This is a genomic window from Pseudomonas sp. AD21 (genome assembly GCF_002878485.1).
Taxonomy (GTDB): domain Bacteria; phylum Pseudomonadota; class Gammaproteobacteria; order Pseudomonadales; family Pseudomonadaceae; genus Aquipseudomonas.
In genome coordinates this window covers 47,045-63,956 of record NZ_NQYG01000029.1, presented here as the reverse complement: position 1 = coordinate 63,956, position 16,912 = coordinate 47,045, and the positions used below count along the sequence as shown (strand labels likewise).

The 16,912-nt window shown below is 57.9% G+C and carries 14 protein-coding genes; 12 read left to right on the top strand and 2 right to left on the bottom strand.

Annotation, left to right across the window (positions count from 1 at the left end; genetic code table 11):
- Positions 1 to 293: 293 nt before the first annotated feature.
- Positions 294 to 1,583 carry a citrate synthase gene (gltA, locus tag PseAD21_RS17830; protein ID WP_003222994.1) on the bottom strand — a complete coding sequence of 430 codons (1,290 nt, stop codon included), beginning with the start codon at positions 1,581 to 1,583 and terminating at the stop codon, positions 294 to 296.
- A gap of 362 nt (positions 1,584 to 1,945) precedes the next feature.
- On the opposite strand from gltA, the gene sdhC reads away from it, so the two are divergent.
- The 12 genes from sdhC (at position 1,946) to PseAD21_RS17770 (ending at position 16,459) form a co-directional block, all read left to right on the top strand.
- Positions 1,946 to 2,320: a succinate dehydrogenase, cytochrome b556 subunit gene (gene sdhC / locus PseAD21_RS17825; RefSeq protein ID WP_034156251.1), complete on the top strand. Its 375-nt coding sequence runs from the start codon at positions 1,946 to 1,948 to the stop codon at positions 2,318 to 2,320.
- Complete coding sequence (gene sdhD, locus PseAD21_RS17820) at positions 2,314 to 2,682, top strand: succinate dehydrogenase, hydrophobic membrane anchor protein (protein ID WP_047292833.1); 369 nt, start codon at positions 2,314 to 2,316, stop codon at positions 2,680 to 2,682. Before sdhC ends, sdhD begins: the two co-directional genes overlap by 7 nt.
- 3 nt (positions 2,683 to 2,685) lie before the next feature.
- On the top strand, positions 2,686 to 4,458 hold the full coding sequence (gene sdhA / locus PseAD21_RS17815; RefSeq protein ID WP_008077944.1) for a succinate dehydrogenase flavoprotein subunit: 1,773 nt from the start codon (positions 2,686 to 2,688) through the stop codon (positions 4,456 to 4,458).
- Positions 4,459 to 4,469: 11 nt separating this feature from the next.
- A complete protein-coding gene (locus PseAD21_RS17810) occupies positions 4,470 to 5,174 on the top strand; it encodes a succinate dehydrogenase iron-sulfur subunit (protein ID WP_077571704.1) in 705 nt (234 codons plus the stop codon).
- Between the two features lie 259 nt (positions 5,175 to 5,433).
- Positions 5,434 to 8,265, top strand: coding sequence for a 2-oxoglutarate dehydrogenase E1 component (locus PseAD21_RS17805; RefSeq protein WP_064117362.1), 2,832 nt, complete (start codon positions 5,434 to 5,436; stop codon positions 8,263 to 8,265).
- 42 nt (positions 8,266 to 8,307) lie between these two features.
- The gene (gene odhB, locus PseAD21_RS17800) at positions 8,308 to 9,528 is read left to right on the top strand and encodes a 2-oxoglutarate dehydrogenase complex dihydrolipoyllysine-residue succinyltransferase (protein WP_102356808.1); all 1,221 of its coding nucleotides are present in this window, start codon (positions 8,308 to 8,310) and stop codon (positions 9,526 to 9,528) included.
- A 97-nt stretch (positions 9,529 to 9,625) separates the two neighbouring features.
- Complete coding sequence (gene lpdA, locus PseAD21_RS17795) at positions 9,626 to 11,062, top strand: dihydrolipoyl dehydrogenase (protein WP_102356807.1); 1,437 nt, start codon at positions 9,626 to 9,628, stop codon at positions 11,060 to 11,062.
- Between the two features lie 182 nt (positions 11,063 to 11,244).
- On the top strand, positions 11,245 to 12,411 hold the full coding sequence (sucC, locus tag PseAD21_RS17790; protein WP_007919879.1) for an ADP-forming succinate--CoA ligase subunit beta: 1,167 nt from the start codon (positions 11,245 to 11,247) through the stop codon (positions 12,409 to 12,411).
- Complete coding sequence (gene sucD / locus PseAD21_RS17785) at positions 12,411 to 13,292, top strand: succinate--CoA ligase subunit alpha (protein WP_003172813.1); 882 nt, start codon at positions 12,411 to 12,413, stop codon at positions 13,290 to 13,292. Before sucC ends, sucD begins: the two co-directional genes overlap by 1 nt.
- Positions 13,293 to 13,746: 454 nt before the next feature.
- A complete protein-coding gene (gene brnQ / locus PseAD21_RS17780) occupies positions 13,747 to 15,060 on the top strand; it encodes a branched-chain amino acid transport system II carrier protein (RefSeq protein WP_102356806.1) in 1,314 nt (437 codons plus the stop codon).
- Between the two features lie 260 nt (positions 15,061 to 15,320).
- The gene (locus tag PseAD21_RS17775) at positions 15,321 to 16,058 is read left to right on the top strand and encodes a DUF599 domain-containing protein (RefSeq protein WP_102356805.1); all 738 of its coding nucleotides are present in this window, start codon (positions 15,321 to 15,323) and stop codon (positions 16,056 to 16,058) included.
- Complete coding sequence (locus PseAD21_RS17770) at positions 16,058 to 16,459, top strand: MAPEG family protein (protein WP_102356804.1); 402 nt, start codon at positions 16,058 to 16,060, stop codon at positions 16,457 to 16,459. Before PseAD21_RS17775 ends, PseAD21_RS17770 begins: the two co-directional genes overlap by 1 nt.
- A 90-nt stretch (positions 16,460 to 16,549) precedes the next feature.
- On the opposite strand, the gene PseAD21_RS17765 is transcribed toward PseAD21_RS17770, so the two are convergent.
- The gene (locus tag PseAD21_RS17765) at positions 16,550 to 16,786 is read right to left on the bottom strand and encodes a hypothetical protein (protein ID WP_102356803.1); all 237 of its coding nucleotides are present in this window, start codon (positions 16,784 to 16,786) and stop codon (positions 16,550 to 16,552) included.
- Between the last annotated feature and the right edge of the window lie 126 nt (positions 16,787 to 16,912).

The window sequence follows — 16,912 nt, the reverse complement described above, 5'->3', positions numbered from 1 at the left end:
GCATACATCGAGAGGAGGTGCAGCGAAGCAAACCGTAGGCGATGCCCCCGGATGGACACCGTAGCGAGGGAACACTGAGCCTCAGCGAAGTGCCGTACGCCGGGGCCAAGCCTTTTGGGTTACCTTTTCGGCGTTTGGAAAAGGTGACTCGCTGTAAGAGCGAATCCGCCAGCGGCAGCACCCGCAGCAACGGATATGCCCCCAATCCCCAAATCCCAGACAAACAAAAACGGCCCCTATATAAATAGAGGCCGTTCCCGGTACAACTTCAAGACGTTATCGCAAGACAGGTCTTATTTGCGGTCTTCCAGCTTGGTGATATCACGCGACTCATAGCCGGTGTACAACTGGCGCGGACGGCCAATCTTGTACGGGCTGGAGAGCATTTCTTTCCAGTGGGAGATCCAGCCGACAGTACGTGCCAGAGCAAAGATCACAGTGAACATGCTGGTCGGAATGCCGATCGCCTTGAGGATGATCCCCGAGTAGAAGTCGACGTTCGGGTACAGCGAGCGTTCGATGAAGTACGGGTCGGTCAGCGCGATCTCTTCCAGGCGCATGGCCAGTTCGAGTTGCGGATCGTTGTTGATGCCCAGTTCCTTCAGTACTTCGTCGCAGGTCTGCTTCATTACAGTCGCGCGAGGGTCGCGGTTCTTGTAAACGCGGTGACCGAAGCCCATCAGTTTGAACGGATCGTTCTTGTCCTTGGCCTTGGCGATGAACTTGTCGATGTTGGACACATCGCCAATTTCGTCGAGCATGGTCAATACGGCTTCGTTCGCACCACCGTGGGCAGGGCCCCATAGTGCGGCGATGCCGGCGGCGATACAGGCGAACGGGTTAGCGCCCGAGGAACCTGCCAGACGCACGGTGGAAGTCGATGCGTTCTGCTCGTGGTCGGCGTGGAGGATGAAGATCCGGTCCATGGCCTTGGCGAGTACCGGGCTGATCGGTTTGATCTCGCACGGGGTGTTGAACATCATGTGCAGGAAGTTTTCCGCGTACGTCAGGTCGTTGCGCGGGTACATCATGGGTTGGCCCATGGAGTACTTGTAAACCATCGCTGCCAGGGTTGGCATCTTGGCAACCAGACGGATCGCGGAGATTTCGCGATGCTGCGGGTTATTGATGTCCAGGGAGTCGTGGTAGAAGGCCGAGAGGGCGCCGACTACGCCGCACATGACGGCCATCGGGTGGGCGTCGCGACGGAAGCCGTTGAAGAAGGTTTTCAGCTGCTCGTGAACCATGGTGTGGTTTTTCACGGTGCTGACGAACTGGGCCTTCTGCTCTGCGGTCGGCAGTTCGCCGTTGAGCAGCAGGTAGCAGGTTTCCAGGTAGTCCGACTTTTCAGCCAGCTGTTCGATCGGGTAGCCGCGGTGCAACAGAATGCCGTTGTCGCCGTCGATATAGGTGATCTTCGATTCGCACGAGGCGGTCGACATGAAACCAGGGTCGAAAGTGAAGCGGCCCGTGGCCGTCAGGCCCCGAACATCGATTACATCGGGACCAACGGTGCCGGTTAAAATGGGCAGCTCGACGGGGGCTGCGCCCTCGATGATCAACTGCGCTTTTTTGTCAGCCATGTGGCCTCCTATTTATGCTTGAACCATCAGACAGACCCCCCACGCAGGGCCCGCACCACTATAGTGAGATAAATTCGAATGTCAATTTGCCTAAAGTCTTGCTCCAGAAGGCTTTAAGCGCACTTTTTCCTCGAAATTGACTGCCATTTACGCCTTTTATACGACTTGTGCAATCAGCTATTTGGGGTAGGTGATTGCGTTGTCATTAGTAGCCTAACTGTCTATACTCGGCCACCGACCGCCAAGGGCTTTTGGGCCTGCTTTATTGGGGGTCGCATCCCTGGGTGGTGGTTACCTGACCAGTGCACTCCCCAACAACTTTGCCCTGATTGTTAGGGGCTCTTCAGTGTGAAAAAAAAGCCGTGAAAAGCCAACGACCTGTAAACCTAGACCTAAGGACCATCAAACTCCCCATCACCGGCGTTACGTCGTTTCTTCACCGTGTTTCCGGCATCATCCTCTTCCTGGGTATTGGCTTCATGCTTTATGCATTGGGCAAGTCTCTGGGTTCCGAGGAAGGTTTTGCCGAAGTGAAGGCATGCTTGACCAGTCCGCTGGCCAAGTTCGTAGCATGGGGCCTCCTGTCCGCTCTGCTGTATCACCTGGTAGCCGGTGTGCGCCACTTGATCATGGACATGGGCATCGGTGAGACGCTGGAAGGCGGCCGCCTGGGCTCGAAAATTATCATCGCCGTTTCCGTGGTGTTGATCGTTCTGGCAGGAGTTTGGATATGGTAACCAGCGTTACGAACCTTTCGCGTTCGGGCCTCTATGACTGGATGGCGCAACGTGTGTCTGCGGTTGTTCTCGCGGCTTATTTCATCTTTCTGATCGGATACCTTGCAGTGAATCCGGGCATTGGCTACGACCAGTGGCACGGCCTGTTCGCTCACAACGGGATGCGTATCTTCAGTCTGCTGGCCCTCGTTGCCCTTGGCGCTCACGCCTGGGTCGGCATGTGGACCATCGCGACCGACTACCTGACGCCAATGGCGCTGGGCAAGTCCGCGACCGCAGTACGTTTCCTTTTCCAGGCAGTATGCGGCGTTGCGATGTTCGCTTACTTCGTCTGGGGTGTGCAGATTCTCTGGGGTATCTGAGTCATGGCTAACATTCCAACGATTTCTTTCGACGCCATCATTATTGGTGGTGGCGGTGCCGGCATGCGCGCTGCGTTGCAGCTGGCACAGGGCGGTCACAAGACTGCCGTGATCACCAAGGTTTTCCCGACCCGTTCGCACACTGTATCCGCTCAGGGCGGCATCACCTGCGCAATCGCGTCCGCTGACCCGAACGATGACTGGCGCTGGCACATGTACGATACCGTCAAGGGTTCCGACTACATCGGTGACCAGGACGCTATCGAATACATGTGTCAGGAAGGCCCGGCTGCCGTTTATGAGCTGGACCACATGGGCATGCCGTTCTCGCGTACCGAACAGGGCCGCATCTACCAGCGTCCGTTCGGCGGCCAGTCCAAGGACTACGGCAAAGGCGGGCAGGCTGCCCGTACGTGCGCCGCTTCCGACCGTACCGGTCACGCGCTGCTGCACACCCTTTATCAGGGCAACCTGAAAGCCGGTACCACGTTCCTGAACGAGTACTACGCTGTCGATCTGGTGAAAAACCAGGAAGGCGACTTCGTCGGTGTGATCGCGATCTGCATCGAAACCGGCGAAACCACCTACATTCGCGCCAAAGCCACCGTATTGGCTACCGGCGGTGCAGGTCGTATCTACGCGTCCACCACCAACGCCCTGATCAACACCGGTGACGGCGTCGGCATGGCTCTGCGTGCTGGCGTGCCGGTACAAGACATCGAAATGTGGCAGTTCCACCCGACCGGCATCGCCGGCGCCGGTGTACTGGTGACCGAAGGTTGCCGTGGTGAAGGTGGTTACCTGATCAACAAGCACGGCGAGCGTTTCATGGAGCGTTACGCTCCGAACGCCAAAGACCTTGCCGGTCGTGACGTGGTTGCTCGCTCGATGGTTAAGGAAATCATCGCTGGCAACGGTTGCGGTCCGAATGGCGACCACGTATTGCTCAAACTCGACCACCTGGGCGAGGAAGTGCTGCACAGCCGTCTGCCAGGCATCTGCGAACTGTCGAAGACTTTCGCTCACGTTGACCCGGTTGTTGCCCCGGTTCCGGTTGTTCCGACTTGCCACTATATGATGGGCGGCGTTGCCACCAACATTCACGGCCAGGCGATCACCCAGGACGCTGAAGGCGTCGACAAGATCATCCCAGGTCTGTTCGCAGTAGGCGAAGTGGCTTGCGTATCGGTTCACGGTGCCAACCGTCTGGGCGGCAACTCGCTGCTCGACCTGGTGGTGTTCGGCCGCGCTGCCGGCCTGCACCTGGAAAAGGCGCTGACCGACGGCATCGAATACGACGACGCTACCGAAGCCGACATCGAAGCTGCCCTGTCGCGTCTGAACGCACTGAACAGCCGTACTGATGGCGAAGACGTGGCAACCCTGCGTCGCGAGCTGCAGAACTGCATGCAGAACTACTTCGGTGTGTTCCGTACCGGCGAATACATGCAGAAAGGTATCGCTCAGCTTGCTGACCTGCGTACCCGCATCGCCAACGTGAAGATCAACGATAAGTCGCAGGCGTTCAACACTGCCCGTATCGAAGCGCTGGAACTGCAAAACCTGCTGGAAGTGGCTGAAGCTACCGCCATCGCCGCTGAAGTCCGCAAAGAGTCGCGCGGTGCTCACGCCCGTGAAGACTTCGAAGACCGTGACGACGAAAACTGGCTGTGCCACACCCTGTACTTCCCCGGTGACAAGCGCGTCACCAAGCGTGCCGTGAACTTCTCGCCGAAGACTGTTCCGACTTTTGAACCTAAGATTCGGACTTATTAAGGGTGGCCGCCATGTTGCAAGTCAGCGTTTATCGTTACAACCCTGATCAGGACGCCGCGCCGTTCATGCAGGAATTCCAGATCGATACCGGTGGTAAAGATCTGATGGTGCTGGACGTACTGGCCCTGATCAAAGAGCAGGACGAAGGTTTCTCCTATCGTCGCTCTTGCCGTGAAGGTGTCTGCGGTTCCGACGGCATGAATATCAACGGCAAGAACGGTCTGGCGTGCATCACGCCGCTGTCCGCCGTCGTAAAAGGCAACAAGTTGATCGTTCGTCCGCTGCCAGGTTTGCCGGTTATCCGTGACCTGGTCGTCGATATGAGCATCTTCTACAAGCAATACGAGAAGGTGAAGCCATACCTGCAGAACGACACGCCGGCTCCGGCCATCGAGCGTCTGCAGTCCCCTGAAGAGCGTGAAAAGCTCGACGGTCTGTACGAGTGCATTCTGTGCGCCTGCTGCTCGACCTCGTGCCCGTCCTTCTGGTGGAACCCGGACAAGTTCCTGGGTCCAGCTGCACTGCTGCAAGCGTACCGCTTCCTGGCAGACAGCCGCGACACCAAGACGTCCGAGCGTCTGGCTTCGCTCGATGACCCGTTCAGCGTCTTCCGCTGCCGGGGCATCATGAACTGCGTCAACGTATGTCCGAAAGGCCTGAACCCGACTAAGGCCATCGGTCACATCCGTAACATGCTGCTTTCGAGCGGCGTGTGATTCAGCTGCTGTAACCGTAGGACCGCTGTACCGAAGAGGCTGTGGCGCGGGCTTCAACCCGCGTCATGGCTATAACCAGAGCAGCAGCCACAAGCTGCAGCTCTTATTTTGAAGAAATGAGACAAGCAGGGGCATCCGGGCTGGTACCCGGACTATCAGCGTGATCCTAAGTGGCTTGTTTTGGTCGCTGCATTCGGACTTCTGCAAGTTTGCTCGGTATTGACGCCGATGGTGTTCCCCTAACCGAGGGTGACCAAGCATGCAAGAAAGCGTGATGCAGCGCATGTGGAACAGCGCCTACCTTTCAGGTGGAAACGCTGCCTATGTGGAAGAGCTTTATGAGCTCTACCTGCACGACCCTAACGCTGTGCCAGAAGAGTGGCGCACCTACTTTCAGAAGTTGCCTGCCGACGGCAACTCTGCCACTGATGTTTCGCACTCCACAATTCGCGATCATTTCGTGCTGCTGGCAAAGAACCAGCGCCGCGCCCAACCGGTTTCCGCCGGAAGCGTGAGCAGTGAGCACGAGAAGAAGCAAGTTGAAGTGCTGCGATTGATCCAGGCCTACCGTATGCGTGGCCACCAGGCAGCCCAGCTTGACCCGCTGGGGCTGTGGCAGCGTCCTGCACCTGCAGACCTGTCGATCAATCATTACGGCTTGACCAATGCCGATCTTGATACGACCTTCCGTGCCGGCGACCTGTTCATCGGCAAAGAGGAAGCGAGCCTACGCGAAATTCACGAAGCGTTGCAGCAGACATATTGCCGCACCATCGGCGCTGAATTTACGCACATCACCGATTCCGAGCAGCGCCAGTGGTTTCAGCAGCGTCTGGAAAGCGTGCGTGGTCGTCCGACGTACTCGGCCGACATCAAGAGCCACCTGCTCGAGCGCGTCACTGCCGGTGAAGGCCTGGAAAAATACCTGGGCACCAAATACCCGGGCACCAAGCGTTTCGGTCTGGAAGGCGGCGAAAGCCTGATTCCGATGCTCGACGAACTGATCCAGCGTTCCGGTTCCTACGGCACCAAGGAAGTCGTCATCGGCATGGCCCACCGTGGCCGTCTGAACGTGCTGGTCAACACCTTCGGCAAGAACCCGCGCGAGCTGTTCGACGAGTTCGAAGGCAAGAAGAAGGTCGAGCTGGGTTCCGGTGACGTTAAATACCACCAGGGCTTCTCGTCCAACGTGATGACCGCCGGCGGTGAAGTTCACCTGGCCATGGCGTTCAACCCGTCCCACCTGGAAATCGTTTCCCCGGTGGTCGAAGGTTCGGTTCGCGCCCGTCAGGATCGTCGTAACGACCCGACCGGTGAGAAGGTTCTGCCGATCTCCATCCACGGTGACGCTGCGTTCGCAGGTCAGGGCGTGGTCATGGAAACCTTCCAGATGTCGCAGACCCGCGGTTTCAAGACCGGCGGTACCGTGCACATCGTGATCAACAACCAGGTCGGTTTCACCATCAGCAACCCGCTGGACTCGCGTTCCACCGAGTACGCCACCGACGTTGCGAAGATGATCCAGGCGCCGATCCTCCATGTGAATGGTGATGATCCGGAAGCCGTGCTGTTCGTGACCCAGTTGGCCATCGACTACCGCATGCAGTTCAAGCGTGACGTGGTGATCGACCTGGTCTGCTACCGCCGTCGCGGCCACAACGAGGCCGACGAGCCAAGCGGCACCCAGCCTCTGATGTACCAGCAGATCACCAAGCAGCGCACCACCCGTGAGCTGTACGCTGATCGTCTGACCCAGGGCGGTGTGCTCGACGCAGAGCGTGTTCAGGCGAAAGTCGACGAATACCGCAACGCGCTGGACAACGGTCTGCACGTAGTGAAGTCGCTGGTCAAAGAGCCGAACAAAGAGTTGTTCGTGGACTGGCGTCCGTATCTGGGCCACGCCTGGACTGCGCGTCACGACACCCGCTTTGATCTGAAGACCCTGCAAGAACTGTCCGCCAAGCTGCTGGAAATTCCGGAAGGCTTCGTGGTTCAGCGTCAGGTCGCGAAGATCTACGAAGACCGTCAGAAGATGCAAGCCGGCGGCCTGCCGATCAACTGGGGTTACGCCGAAACCATGGCGTACGCGACCCTGGCGTTCGAAGGTCACCCGATCCGCATGACCGGTCAGGACATCGGCCGCGGTACGTTCTCGCACCGTCACGCTGTGTTGCACAACCAGAAAGACGCGGGCACCTACATTCCGCTGCAGCACCTGTACGACGGTCAGCCACGCTTTGACCTGTACGACTCGTTCCTGTCGGAAGAAGCGGTACTGGCATTCGAATACGGTTACTCGACCACTACGCCGGATGCGCTGGTGATCTGGGAAGCCCAGTTCGGTGACTTCGCCAACGGTGCACAGGTTGTAATCGACCAGTTCATCACCAGCGGCGAGCACAAGTGGGGCCGTCTCTGCGGTCTGACCATGTTGCTGCCACACGGTTACGAAGGTCAGGGCCCTGAGCACAGCTCGGCACGTCTTGAGCGTTACCTGCAACTGTGCGCCGAGCACAATATTCAGGTTGCCGTACCGACCACGCCAGCACAGATCTACCATTTGCTGCGTCGTCAGGTGATTCGCCCGCTGCGCAAGCCGTTGATCGTTCTGACTCCAAAGTCGCTGCTGCGCCACAAGCTGGCCATCTCGACCCTGGAAGATCTGGCCGAAGGTTCGTTCCAGACCGTGATCCCGGAAATCGATACTCTGGACCCGAAAAAGGTCGAGCGTGTTGTTCTGTGTAGCGGCAAGGTCTACTACGACCTGCTGGAAAAACGCCGTGCCGAAGGCCGTGAAGATATTGCCATCGTGCGTATCGAGCAGCTGTACCCATTCCCTGAGGACGACTTGAAAGAAGTCCTGGCTCCGTACACCAACGTCAAAAATGCCGTTTGGTGTCAGGAAGAGCCGATGAACCAGGGCGCCTGGTACTGCAGCCAGCACCACTTGCGTCGCAGCATCGGGAACCTCGACAAGTCTCTCGTACTTGAGTACGCGGGCCGTGAGGCTTCTGCTGCCCCAGCTTGTGGTTACGCATCGATGCACGCCGAGCAGCAGGAAAAACTCCTGCAAGACGCGTTTACCATTTAACGCCTTCGCGCACCTGAAACCGAATTTAAGGAACCACAGATAATGGCTATCGAGATCAAAGCCCCCACTTTCCCGGAATCGGTTGCCGATGGCACCGTTGCCACCTGGCACAAGCAACCGGGCGACGCCGTCAAGCGCGACGAACTGATCGTTGACATCGAAACTGACAAAGTCGTACTGGAAGTTCTGGCTACCGCCGACGGCGTGCTGGGTGCAATCGTCAAGGGCGAGGGCGAAACCGTCCTGTCCGACGAAGTCCTGGGCTCCATCGTTGAAGGCGGCGCGGCTGCTGCTCCAGCCGCCGCTGCTGCTCCGGCCGCTGCTGCCGCTGCACCAGCTGCTGGCGAAGGCGAAGACGATCCTGTTGCTGCTCCGGCTGCGCGCAAGCTGGCTGAAGAAAACGGCATCAACATCGCTTCCGTTGCCGGCACCGGCAAAGGCGGTCGTGTGACCAAGGAAGACGTGGTGGCTGCTGTTGCCGCGAAGAAAGCCGCTCCGGCTGCCGCACCTGCCAAGGCTGCTGCTCCGGCTGCCGCTGCTCCTGTGTTCGCCGCTGGCGACCGCATCGAGAAGCGCGTGCCGATGACCCGCGTTCGTGCCACCGTCGCCAAGCGTCTGGTTGAAGCTCAGTCGAACATGGCGATGCTGACCACTTTCAACGAAGTCGACATGACCGAAGTCATGGCGCTGCGTTCGAAGTACAAGGATCTGTTCGAGAAGTCCCACAACGGCGTACGCCTGGGCTTCATGTCGTTCTTCGTGAAAGCAGCTACCGAAGCGCTGAAGCGTTTCCCTGCTGTCAACGCGTCGATCGACGGCGGCGACATCGTTTACCACGGCTACGCTGACATCGGCGTTGCCGTTTCCAGCGACCGTGGCCTGGTTGTACCGGTCCTGCGTAACGCCGAGCTGATGAGCCTGGCTGAAATCGAAGGCGGCATCGCCACTTTCGGCAAGAAAGCCCGTGACGGCAAACTGTCGATGGACGAGATGACCGGTGGTACCTTCACCATCACCAACGGTGGTACCTTCGGTTCGATGATGTCGACCCCGATCGTCAACCCGCCGCAGGCAGCGATTCTGGGCATGCACAACATCATCCAGCGTCCAATGGCCATCAACGGTCAGGTCGTGATTCGTCCGATGATGTACCTGGCACTGTCCTACGATCACCGTCTGATCGATGGCAAAGAAGCTGTGACCTTCCTGGTGACCATCAAGAACCTGCTGGAAGATCCGGCTCGTCTGTTGCTGGATATCTGATAGAAGCAGCTGCGAGCTTCAAGTTTCAAGCTGCAGGAAAAGGCAGCTTGGCTTGGAGCGCGCGGCTTGAAGCTTTTCGCTAAAGAGGATTTTTTGAATGTCGCAGAAATTTGACGTAGTAGTGATCGGTGCCGGCCCTGGCGGCTATGTGGCTGCCATCAAGGCCGCGCAGCTGGGTCTCACCACTGCCTGCATCGAGAAGTACACCGACGCTGAAGGCAAGCAAGCCCTCGGCGGTACTTGCCTGAACGTCGGCTGCATTCCGTCCAAGGCGCTGCTGGACAGCTCCTGGAAGTACAAGGAAGCCAAAGAGAGCTTCAACGTTCACGGTATCTCGACCGGCGAAGTCAAAATGGACGTCGCTGCGATGGTTGGCCGCAAGGCTGGCATCGTCAAGAACCTGACCGGCGGCGTTGCTACCCTGTTCAAGGCCAACGGCGTTACTTCGATCCAGGGTCACGGCAAACTGCTGGCTGGCAAGAAAGTCGAAGTCACCAAGCCGGACGGCTCGGTTGAAGTCATCGAAGCTGAAAACGTCATCCTGGCTCCAGGTTCGCGTCCGATCGACATTCCACCGGCTCCGGTCGACCAGAAAGTCATCGTTGATTCGACTGGTGCACTGGAATTCCAGACCGTACCCAAGCGTCTGGGCGTGATCGGCGCTGGCGTGATCGGTCTGGAACTGGGTTCGGTGTGGTCGCGTCTGGGCTCCGAAGTGGTTGTCCTGGAAGCACTGGACACCTTCCTGATGGCAGCGGACACCGCTGTTTCCAAGGAAGCGCTGAAAACCCTGACCAAACAAGGTCTGGACATCAAACTGGGCGCTCGCGTGACCGGTTCGAAAGTCAACGGCGACGAAGTCGTTGTTAACTACACCGATGCCAACGGCGAACAGACCATCACTTTCGACAAGCTGATCGTAGCCGTTGGTCGCCGTCCGGTGACCACTGATCTGCTGGCTGCCGACAGCGGCGTGACCCTCGACGAGCGCGGTTTCGTGCACGTTGACGATCACTGCGCGACCACCGTACCGGGCGTTTTCGCCATCGGTGACGTGGTTCGCGGCATGATGCTGGCTCACAAGGCTTCGGAAGAAGGCATCATGGTTGTCGAGCGCATCAAGGGCCACAAGGCTCAGATGAACTATGACCTGATCCCTTCGGTTATTTATACTCACCCGGAAATCGCGTGGGTTGGCAAAACCGAGCAGGCCTTGAAAGCCGAAGGCGTTGAAGTTAACGTCGGCACCTTCCCGTTCGCCGCTTCCGGCCGTGCCATGGCTGCCAACGATACCGGTGGTTTCGTCAAGGTCATCGCTGATGCCAAGACTGACCGCGTATTGGGCGTGCACGTGATTGGCCCGAGCGCTGCAGAACTGGTTCAGCAGGGCGCGATCGGTATGGAATTCGGCACCAGCGCTGAAGATCTGGGCATGATGGTTTTCTCCCATCCGACCCTGTCTGAAGCCTTGCACGAAGCCGCTCTGGCTGTGAATGGCGGCGCCATCCACATTGCCAACCGCAAGAAGCGTTAAGACATAATAAGAAACCACGGCGGTAACGGCCCGTCGTGAGCCTTGCGAGCAAGTCTCACCGCGGAATGTCCGCTGGACGCAGTCTTGCGTAGCTCAGCTACGCAAGCAGCAGTCACAGGTGGCGCGGCACTCAAACGAGCGCAGCGCCGAATGCGCAGTACCTAACGAAGACGGTAAAAAGCATGAATCTTCACGAGTATCAGGGTAAGCAGCTGTTCGCTGAATACGGCCTGCCAGTTTCCACTGGTTACGCAGTAGACACCCCGGAAGCAGCAGCAGAAGCTTGCGACAAAATCGGCGGCAGTGAGTGGGTTGTCAAAGCCCAGGTCCACGCTGGTGGTCGCGGTAAAGCGGGCGGCGTCAAGCTGGTTCGCAGCAAAGAAGACGCCAAAGCCTTCGCACAGCAGTGGCTGGGCAAGCGTCTGGTGACTTACCAGACTGACGCCAATGGCCAGCCAGTCACCAAGATCCTGGTTGAATCGTGCACTGATATCGCTAAAGAGCTGTACCTGGGCGCTGTCGTTGACCGTTCGAGCCGTCGCATCGTGTTCATGGCTTCCACCGAAGGTGGCGTGGACATCGAGAAAATCGCTCACGACACTCCAGAAAAAATTCTGAAAGCCACTATCGATCCACTGGTTGGCGCTCAGCCATTCCAGGGTCGCGAGCTGGCATTCCAGCTGGGTCTGGAAGGCAAGCAGGTTGCTCAGTTCGCCAAGATCTTCGTAGGTCTGGCCAAGCTGTTCAAGGATCACGACCTGGCTCTGCTGGAAGTGAACCCGCTGGTGATCAAGGCTGACGGCGATCTGCACTGCCTGGACGCCAAGATCAACATCGACGCCAACGCAATGTACCGTCAGCCTAAGCTGAAGACTTTCCACGATCCGTCGCAAGACGATCCGCGCGAAGCGCACGCTGCCAAGTTCGAACTGAACTACGTGGCACTGGAAGGCAACATCGGCTGCATGGTCAACGGTGCTGGCCTGGCCATGGGTACCATGGACATCGTCAACCTGCATGGCGGCAAGCCAGCCAACTTCCTCGACGTAGGTGGTGGCGCTACCAAAGAACGCGTAACTGAAGCGTTCAAGATCATTCTGTCCGACACCAACGTCGCTGCAGTACTGGTCAACATCTTCGGCGGCATCGTTCGCTGCGACATGATTGCCGAAGGCATCATCGGCGCTGTGAAAGAAGTCGGCGTGAAAATCCCGGTTGTTGTTCGCCTTGAAGGCAACAACGCTGAGCTGGGCGCTAAAGTACTGGCAGAAAGCGGTTTGAACATCATCGCTGCTACCAGCCTGACCGACGCTGCTCAACAAGTTGTCAAAGCTGCGGAGGGCAAATAATGAGCGTCCTGATCAATAAAGACACCAAAGTTATCTGCCAGGGTATTACCGGTTCGCAAGGTAGTTTCCACACTCAGCAAGCCATCGAATACGGCACCAAGATGGTGGGTGGCGTTACTCCTGGCAAAGGCGGTACCGAGCACCTGGGTCTGCCAGTGTTCAACACCGTCAAAGACGCAGTAGCCGCCACTGGCGCTACCGCCAGCGTGATCTACGTTCCGGCTCCTTTCTGCAAAGATTCGATCCTGGAAGCGGCATTCGGCGGCATCAAGCTGATCGTTTGCATCACCGAAGGCATTCCTACCCTGGACATGCTGGACGCTAAAGTTAAGTGCGACGAGCTGGGCGTAGTCCTGATCGGCCCTAACTGCCCAGGCGTGATCACCCCAGGCGAATGCAAGATCGGCATCATGCCAGGTCACATTCACTTGCCAGGCAAGGTCGGTATCGTTTCGCGTTCCGGCACCCTGACCTACGAAGCTGTGAAGCAGACCACTGACGCCGGTTTCGGTCAGTCGACTTGCGTCGGCATCGGTGGTGACCCGATCCCGGGTTCGAACTTCATCGACATCCTGAAACTGTTCCAGGAAGACCCGAAGACCGAAGCGATCGTAATGATCGGCGAGATCGGCGGTTCGGCTGAAGAAGAAGCGGCTGCCTACATCAAGGCACACGTGACCAAGCCGGTTGTTTCCTACATCGCTGGTGTGACTGCTCCTGCGGGCAAGCGCATGGGCCATGCTGGCGCAATCATCTCTGGCGGCAAAGGCACTGCAGACGAGAAATTCGCTGCTCTGCAAGACGCAGGCGTTAAAACCGTGCGTTCGCTGGCAGACATCGGCAAGGCCCTGGCCGAGCTGACCGGTTGGGCTGTCAAGTAAGCCTCGCGCTTAGCTGACGCTATACCAAACAAAGGCCACCTTCGGGTGGCCTTTGTCGTTTCTGGTGTTCGGTTGGCTTTTGTGGTGAGGGGATTTATCCCCGATGGGCTGCGAAGCGACCCCAAAGCCATTCAATGGGGCATGTCTGAACAATTGCGTTGACTGATAGGGGCCGCTCCGCGCCCCATCGGGGATAAATCCCCTCATCACAGGGTTCTCTGTAGGAAAAATTGATGCGTAAACGCGACACAGACACGTCGCGTATCGGATAGTTCGCCCTCAAACAGTGCGTTTGTCAGACAAATTCGTTAGGCTAGCAGCCATTTTTGCGTCTGCCGCCCACAAGGTATGCGACGCGCTAAACGGGTCAGTCTCATACGGACTGACAGCATTTCCCTAACCCCACAGGGAAATCCCCCTCTAAATTCCGATTCAGTAGTGTGGTATTTCCTTAATGAAAGTTTTGAAAGGTCAGGACATCCTGGCACTTGGTTTTATGACATTTGCCCTGTTCGTCGGGGCCGGTAACATTATCTTCCCGCCTATCGTCGGTTTGCAGGCCGGACCTCATGTCTGGATGGCGGCGCTGGGTTTTCTGATCACGGCGGTTGGTCTGCCGGTGATCACCGTCGTTGCCCTGGCCAAGGTCGGCGGCGCGATGGATACGCTGAGCAGCCCGATCGGCAAGATCGCCGGCGGTGTGCTCGCCGCGGCCTGCTACCTGGCGGTCGGCCCATTGTTCGCCACTCCACGTACCGCGACCGTATCGTTCGAAGTGGGTCTGGCACCACTGACTGGCGAAAGCCCGCTGGCGCTGTTCCTGTATAGCTCGGTGTACTTCCTGCTGGTGTTCTTCATCTCGCTGTATCCGGGGCGGCTGCTGGACACCGTGGGGCGTTTCCTCGCGCCGTTGAAGATCATCGCACTGGCGGTGCTCGGTATCGCTGCATTCGCCTTGCCGGCGGGGGACATTGGTCAGGGCACGCCGGAATACGTGGCGGCACCGTTCTCCCAGGGTTTCATCAATGGTTACCTGACCATGGATACCCTCGGCGCTCTGGTGTTCGGCATCGTCATCGTCAACGCAATCCGTTCCCGTGGCGTCGATTCGCCTGCGCTGATCACCCGTTACGCGATCATTGCCGGTCTTATCGCCGGTGTCGGTCTGGCGCTGGTCTATATCAGCCTGTTCCGCCTCGGTTCCGGCAGCCATGAAGTGGCGGTCGGTGCCACCAACGGCGCGGCGGTGCTGCACGCTTACGTGCAACACACCTTCGGTTCGCTGGGCAGCGGTTTCCTCGCGGTGCTGATCTCGTTGGCATGCCTGGTGACGGCGGTCGGTCTGACCTGCGCTTGCGCTGAATACTTCAGCCGCGTGCTGCCACTGTCCTACAAGACGCTGGTGATCATTCTGGCGGCGTTCTCGCTGCTGGTGTCGAACCTGGGCCTGACCAAGCTGATTGCCTTCTCGATTCCGGTACTGACCGCGATCTACCCACCGTGCATCGTGCTGGTCGGTCTGAGCTTCTGCAAAGACTTCTGGCATGAACACGGCCGCATCCTCGGCCCGGTGATGCTGGTGTCCTTCGTGTTCGGCAGCATCGACGCCCTCAAGGGCGCCGGTCTGGCCGACTGGATGCCGTCGCAGCTGTCCCACCTGCCGCTGAGCGAGCAGGGCCTGGCGTGGCTGGTGCCGTGCGTCATGACCCTGGTGGTCGCAGTGGTCTGCGATCGCCTGCTGGGCAAGCGCAGCGAAGCAGTTGCCTGACGTTGTCTGACCCGCCAAAAGCGGGTCTTCAACGCTTAAACAGAAATGCCCCGTATCAATCGATACGGGGCATTTTTTATGCGCGTCAGGCAGTGTCTTTTTCCTTACGCTAACGTCGAAGGGGTGCGTCGCTTTTAAGTAGGAGTGAGCCTGCTCGCGATAGCAATTTGTCAGCCGACTTCTCAATGGCCACTGACACTACGCTATCGCGAGCAGGCTCACTCCTGCAGGTACTGTGCTCACTGCTCACAAGGAACCGCATGTCGTTCATCCAAGCCAACCTGATCCACCTGCTGGCCGCGCTCTGGTTTGTCATCTGCTGGGGCGGCTATACCCGTTATGCGTCCTGGAAGGCCCGCGACACCGCGTGCCTGGCCAGTGTGCTGCACCTGTACCGCGAAGACTGGATGCGCCGCATGCTGCTGCGCGACAACCGCATCGCCGATGCCAGCGTGATCGGCAATCTGGAGCGTAACGCCTCGTTCTTCGCCTCCAGCACCCTGATCATTCTCGCCGGCATTCTGACCGTGCTGGGCGCGTCCGAGCGCGCCGTGTCGTTGCTGGCGGACATTCCGATGGTCCAGCAGGCGTCGCAGGGCATGTCGGAGATCAAGTTGCTGTGCCTGGCGCTGGTGTTCGTCTATGCCTTCTTCACATTCAGCTGGTGCATGCGCCAGTACAACTTTGCCGCAGTACTGGTCGGTTCGGCGCCGATGATCGGCGAGCGCCAGGTTTCCGAGCAGGAGCGCAAGGCATTCGCGCTGCGGGCGGCACGGGTGATTTCGATGGCGGCCAACCAGTTCAACTTCGGTTTGCGTTCTTATTACTTCGGCATGACCATGCTGGCGTGGTTTGTCAGCCCATGGCTGTTCATGTTGATGAGTGCTGGCGTGGTGCTGGTGTTGTATCGCCGCGAGTTTCATTCCGACGTGCTCGATGTGATGGTCTATACCCCTACCGAGGCGACGTTGCCCGAAACCAATAAAGAGGCCGCTTGATGAGTATTCCGTTCTGGTGTGTGTTTATCAGTGCATTGTTGATTTACATCGCGCGTATGCCGGTGGGTAAAGCCATGAAAGAGCAGGGCGATTACAACAACCACCTGCCGCGCCAACAACAGGCGCAACTCACCGGTTATGGCGCGCGGGCACTGGCGGCGCACCAGAACAGCATTGAAGCGTTCATCCTGTTTGCGGTGGGCGTGCTGATGGCGCACACCACGCAAACACAAGGCTGGTTGATCGATGCATTGGCGATCATCTTCGTGATCGCGCGGATTCTCTACTTGTGGTTGTACCTGGCTGATAAGCCATCCCTGCGCAGCCTGGTGTGGCTGGTCGGCCTGATCTGTAGTTTGCTGCTGATGATTAGTCCGACTTTTAGAACCCTTCTGCTCTAGAAACAGCCTCTAAGCCGACATTGCCAAAAAATCCCAGGCAAAAGAAAACCCGCACTTGGCGGGTTTTCTTTTTTCTGCATCAAGTCGCAATTATTGCTTCTTGGCAGCTTCGTCTTGAGCAGCCTGATTCGATTCAGCCTGATCTTTGGCGGCTTCAGCGTTTTCTTTCGCTGCGTCGTTCACTTTATCCTGAGCTTCATTCATTTTCTGCTGAGCTTGTTCAGCATGTTGGTTGGCATCTTGAGCTTTGTCCTCGGATTTTTTATCGCAGGCAGCGAGACCGAGGGAAGCGGTCAACATCAAGGCAATAGCTAAAGTCTTACGCATGGGGTGTTTCTCCTTATGGAAAATAACTACTGGCCTTAAGAACGCTGGCCTCAAGGTTAAGTTCCTCATTTCGTTCAGATATATAAGTTTGTTTTTAAATGGAACTTTTGCCGTTCCGTCTGCTAC

What these genes read in the sequence shown, in the direction of transcription:
- brnQ (WP_102356806.1), top strand. Translation starts at nt 13,747, where the DNA reads ATGAAAGTTTTGAAAGGTCAGGACATCCTGGCACTTGGTTTTATGACA.
- sucC (WP_007919879.1), top strand. Translation starts at nt 11,245, where the DNA reads ATGAATCTTCACGAGTATCAGGGTAAGCAGCTGTTCGCTGAATACGGC.
- sdhA (WP_008077944.1), top strand. Translation starts at nt 2,686, where the DNA reads ATGGCTAACATTCCAACGATTTCTTTCGACGCCATCATTATTGGTGGT.
- sucD (WP_003172813.1), top strand. Translation starts at nt 12,411, where the DNA reads ATGAGCGTCCTGATCAATAAAGACACCAAAGTTATCTGCCAGGGTATT.
- sdhD (WP_047292833.1), top strand. Translation starts at nt 2,314, where the DNA reads ATGGTAACCAGCGTTACGAACCTTTCGCGTTCGGGCCTCTATGACTGG.
- PseAD21_RS17770 (WP_102356804.1), top strand. Translation starts at nt 16,058, where the DNA reads ATGAGTATTCCGTTCTGGTGTGTGTTTATCAGTGCATTGTTGATTTAC.
- PseAD21_RS17765 (WP_102356803.1), bottom strand. Translation starts at nt 16,786, where the DNA reads ATGCGTAAGACTTTAGCTATTGCCTTGATGTTGACCGCTTCCCTCGGT.
- odhB (WP_102356808.1), top strand. Translation starts at nt 8,308, where the DNA reads ATGGCTATCGAGATCAAAGCCCCCACTTTCCCGGAATCGGTTGCCGAT.
- PseAD21_RS17775 (WP_102356805.1), top strand. Translation starts at nt 15,321, where the DNA reads ATGTCGTTCATCCAAGCCAACCTGATCCACCTGCTGGCCGCGCTCTGG.
- PseAD21_RS17810 (WP_077571704.1), top strand. Translation starts at nt 4,470, where the DNA reads ATGTTGCAAGTCAGCGTTTATCGTTACAACCCTGATCAGGACGCCGCG.
- gltA (WP_003222994.1), bottom strand. Translation starts at nt 1,583, where the DNA reads ATGGCTGACAAAAAAGCGCAGTTGATCATCGAGGGCGCAGCCCCCGTC.
- PseAD21_RS17805 (WP_064117362.1), top strand. Translation starts at nt 5,434, where the DNA reads ATGCAAGAAAGCGTGATGCAGCGCATGTGGAACAGCGCCTACCTTTCA.
- lpdA (WP_102356807.1), top strand. Translation starts at nt 9,626, where the DNA reads ATGTCGCAGAAATTTGACGTAGTAGTGATCGGTGCCGGCCCTGGCGGC.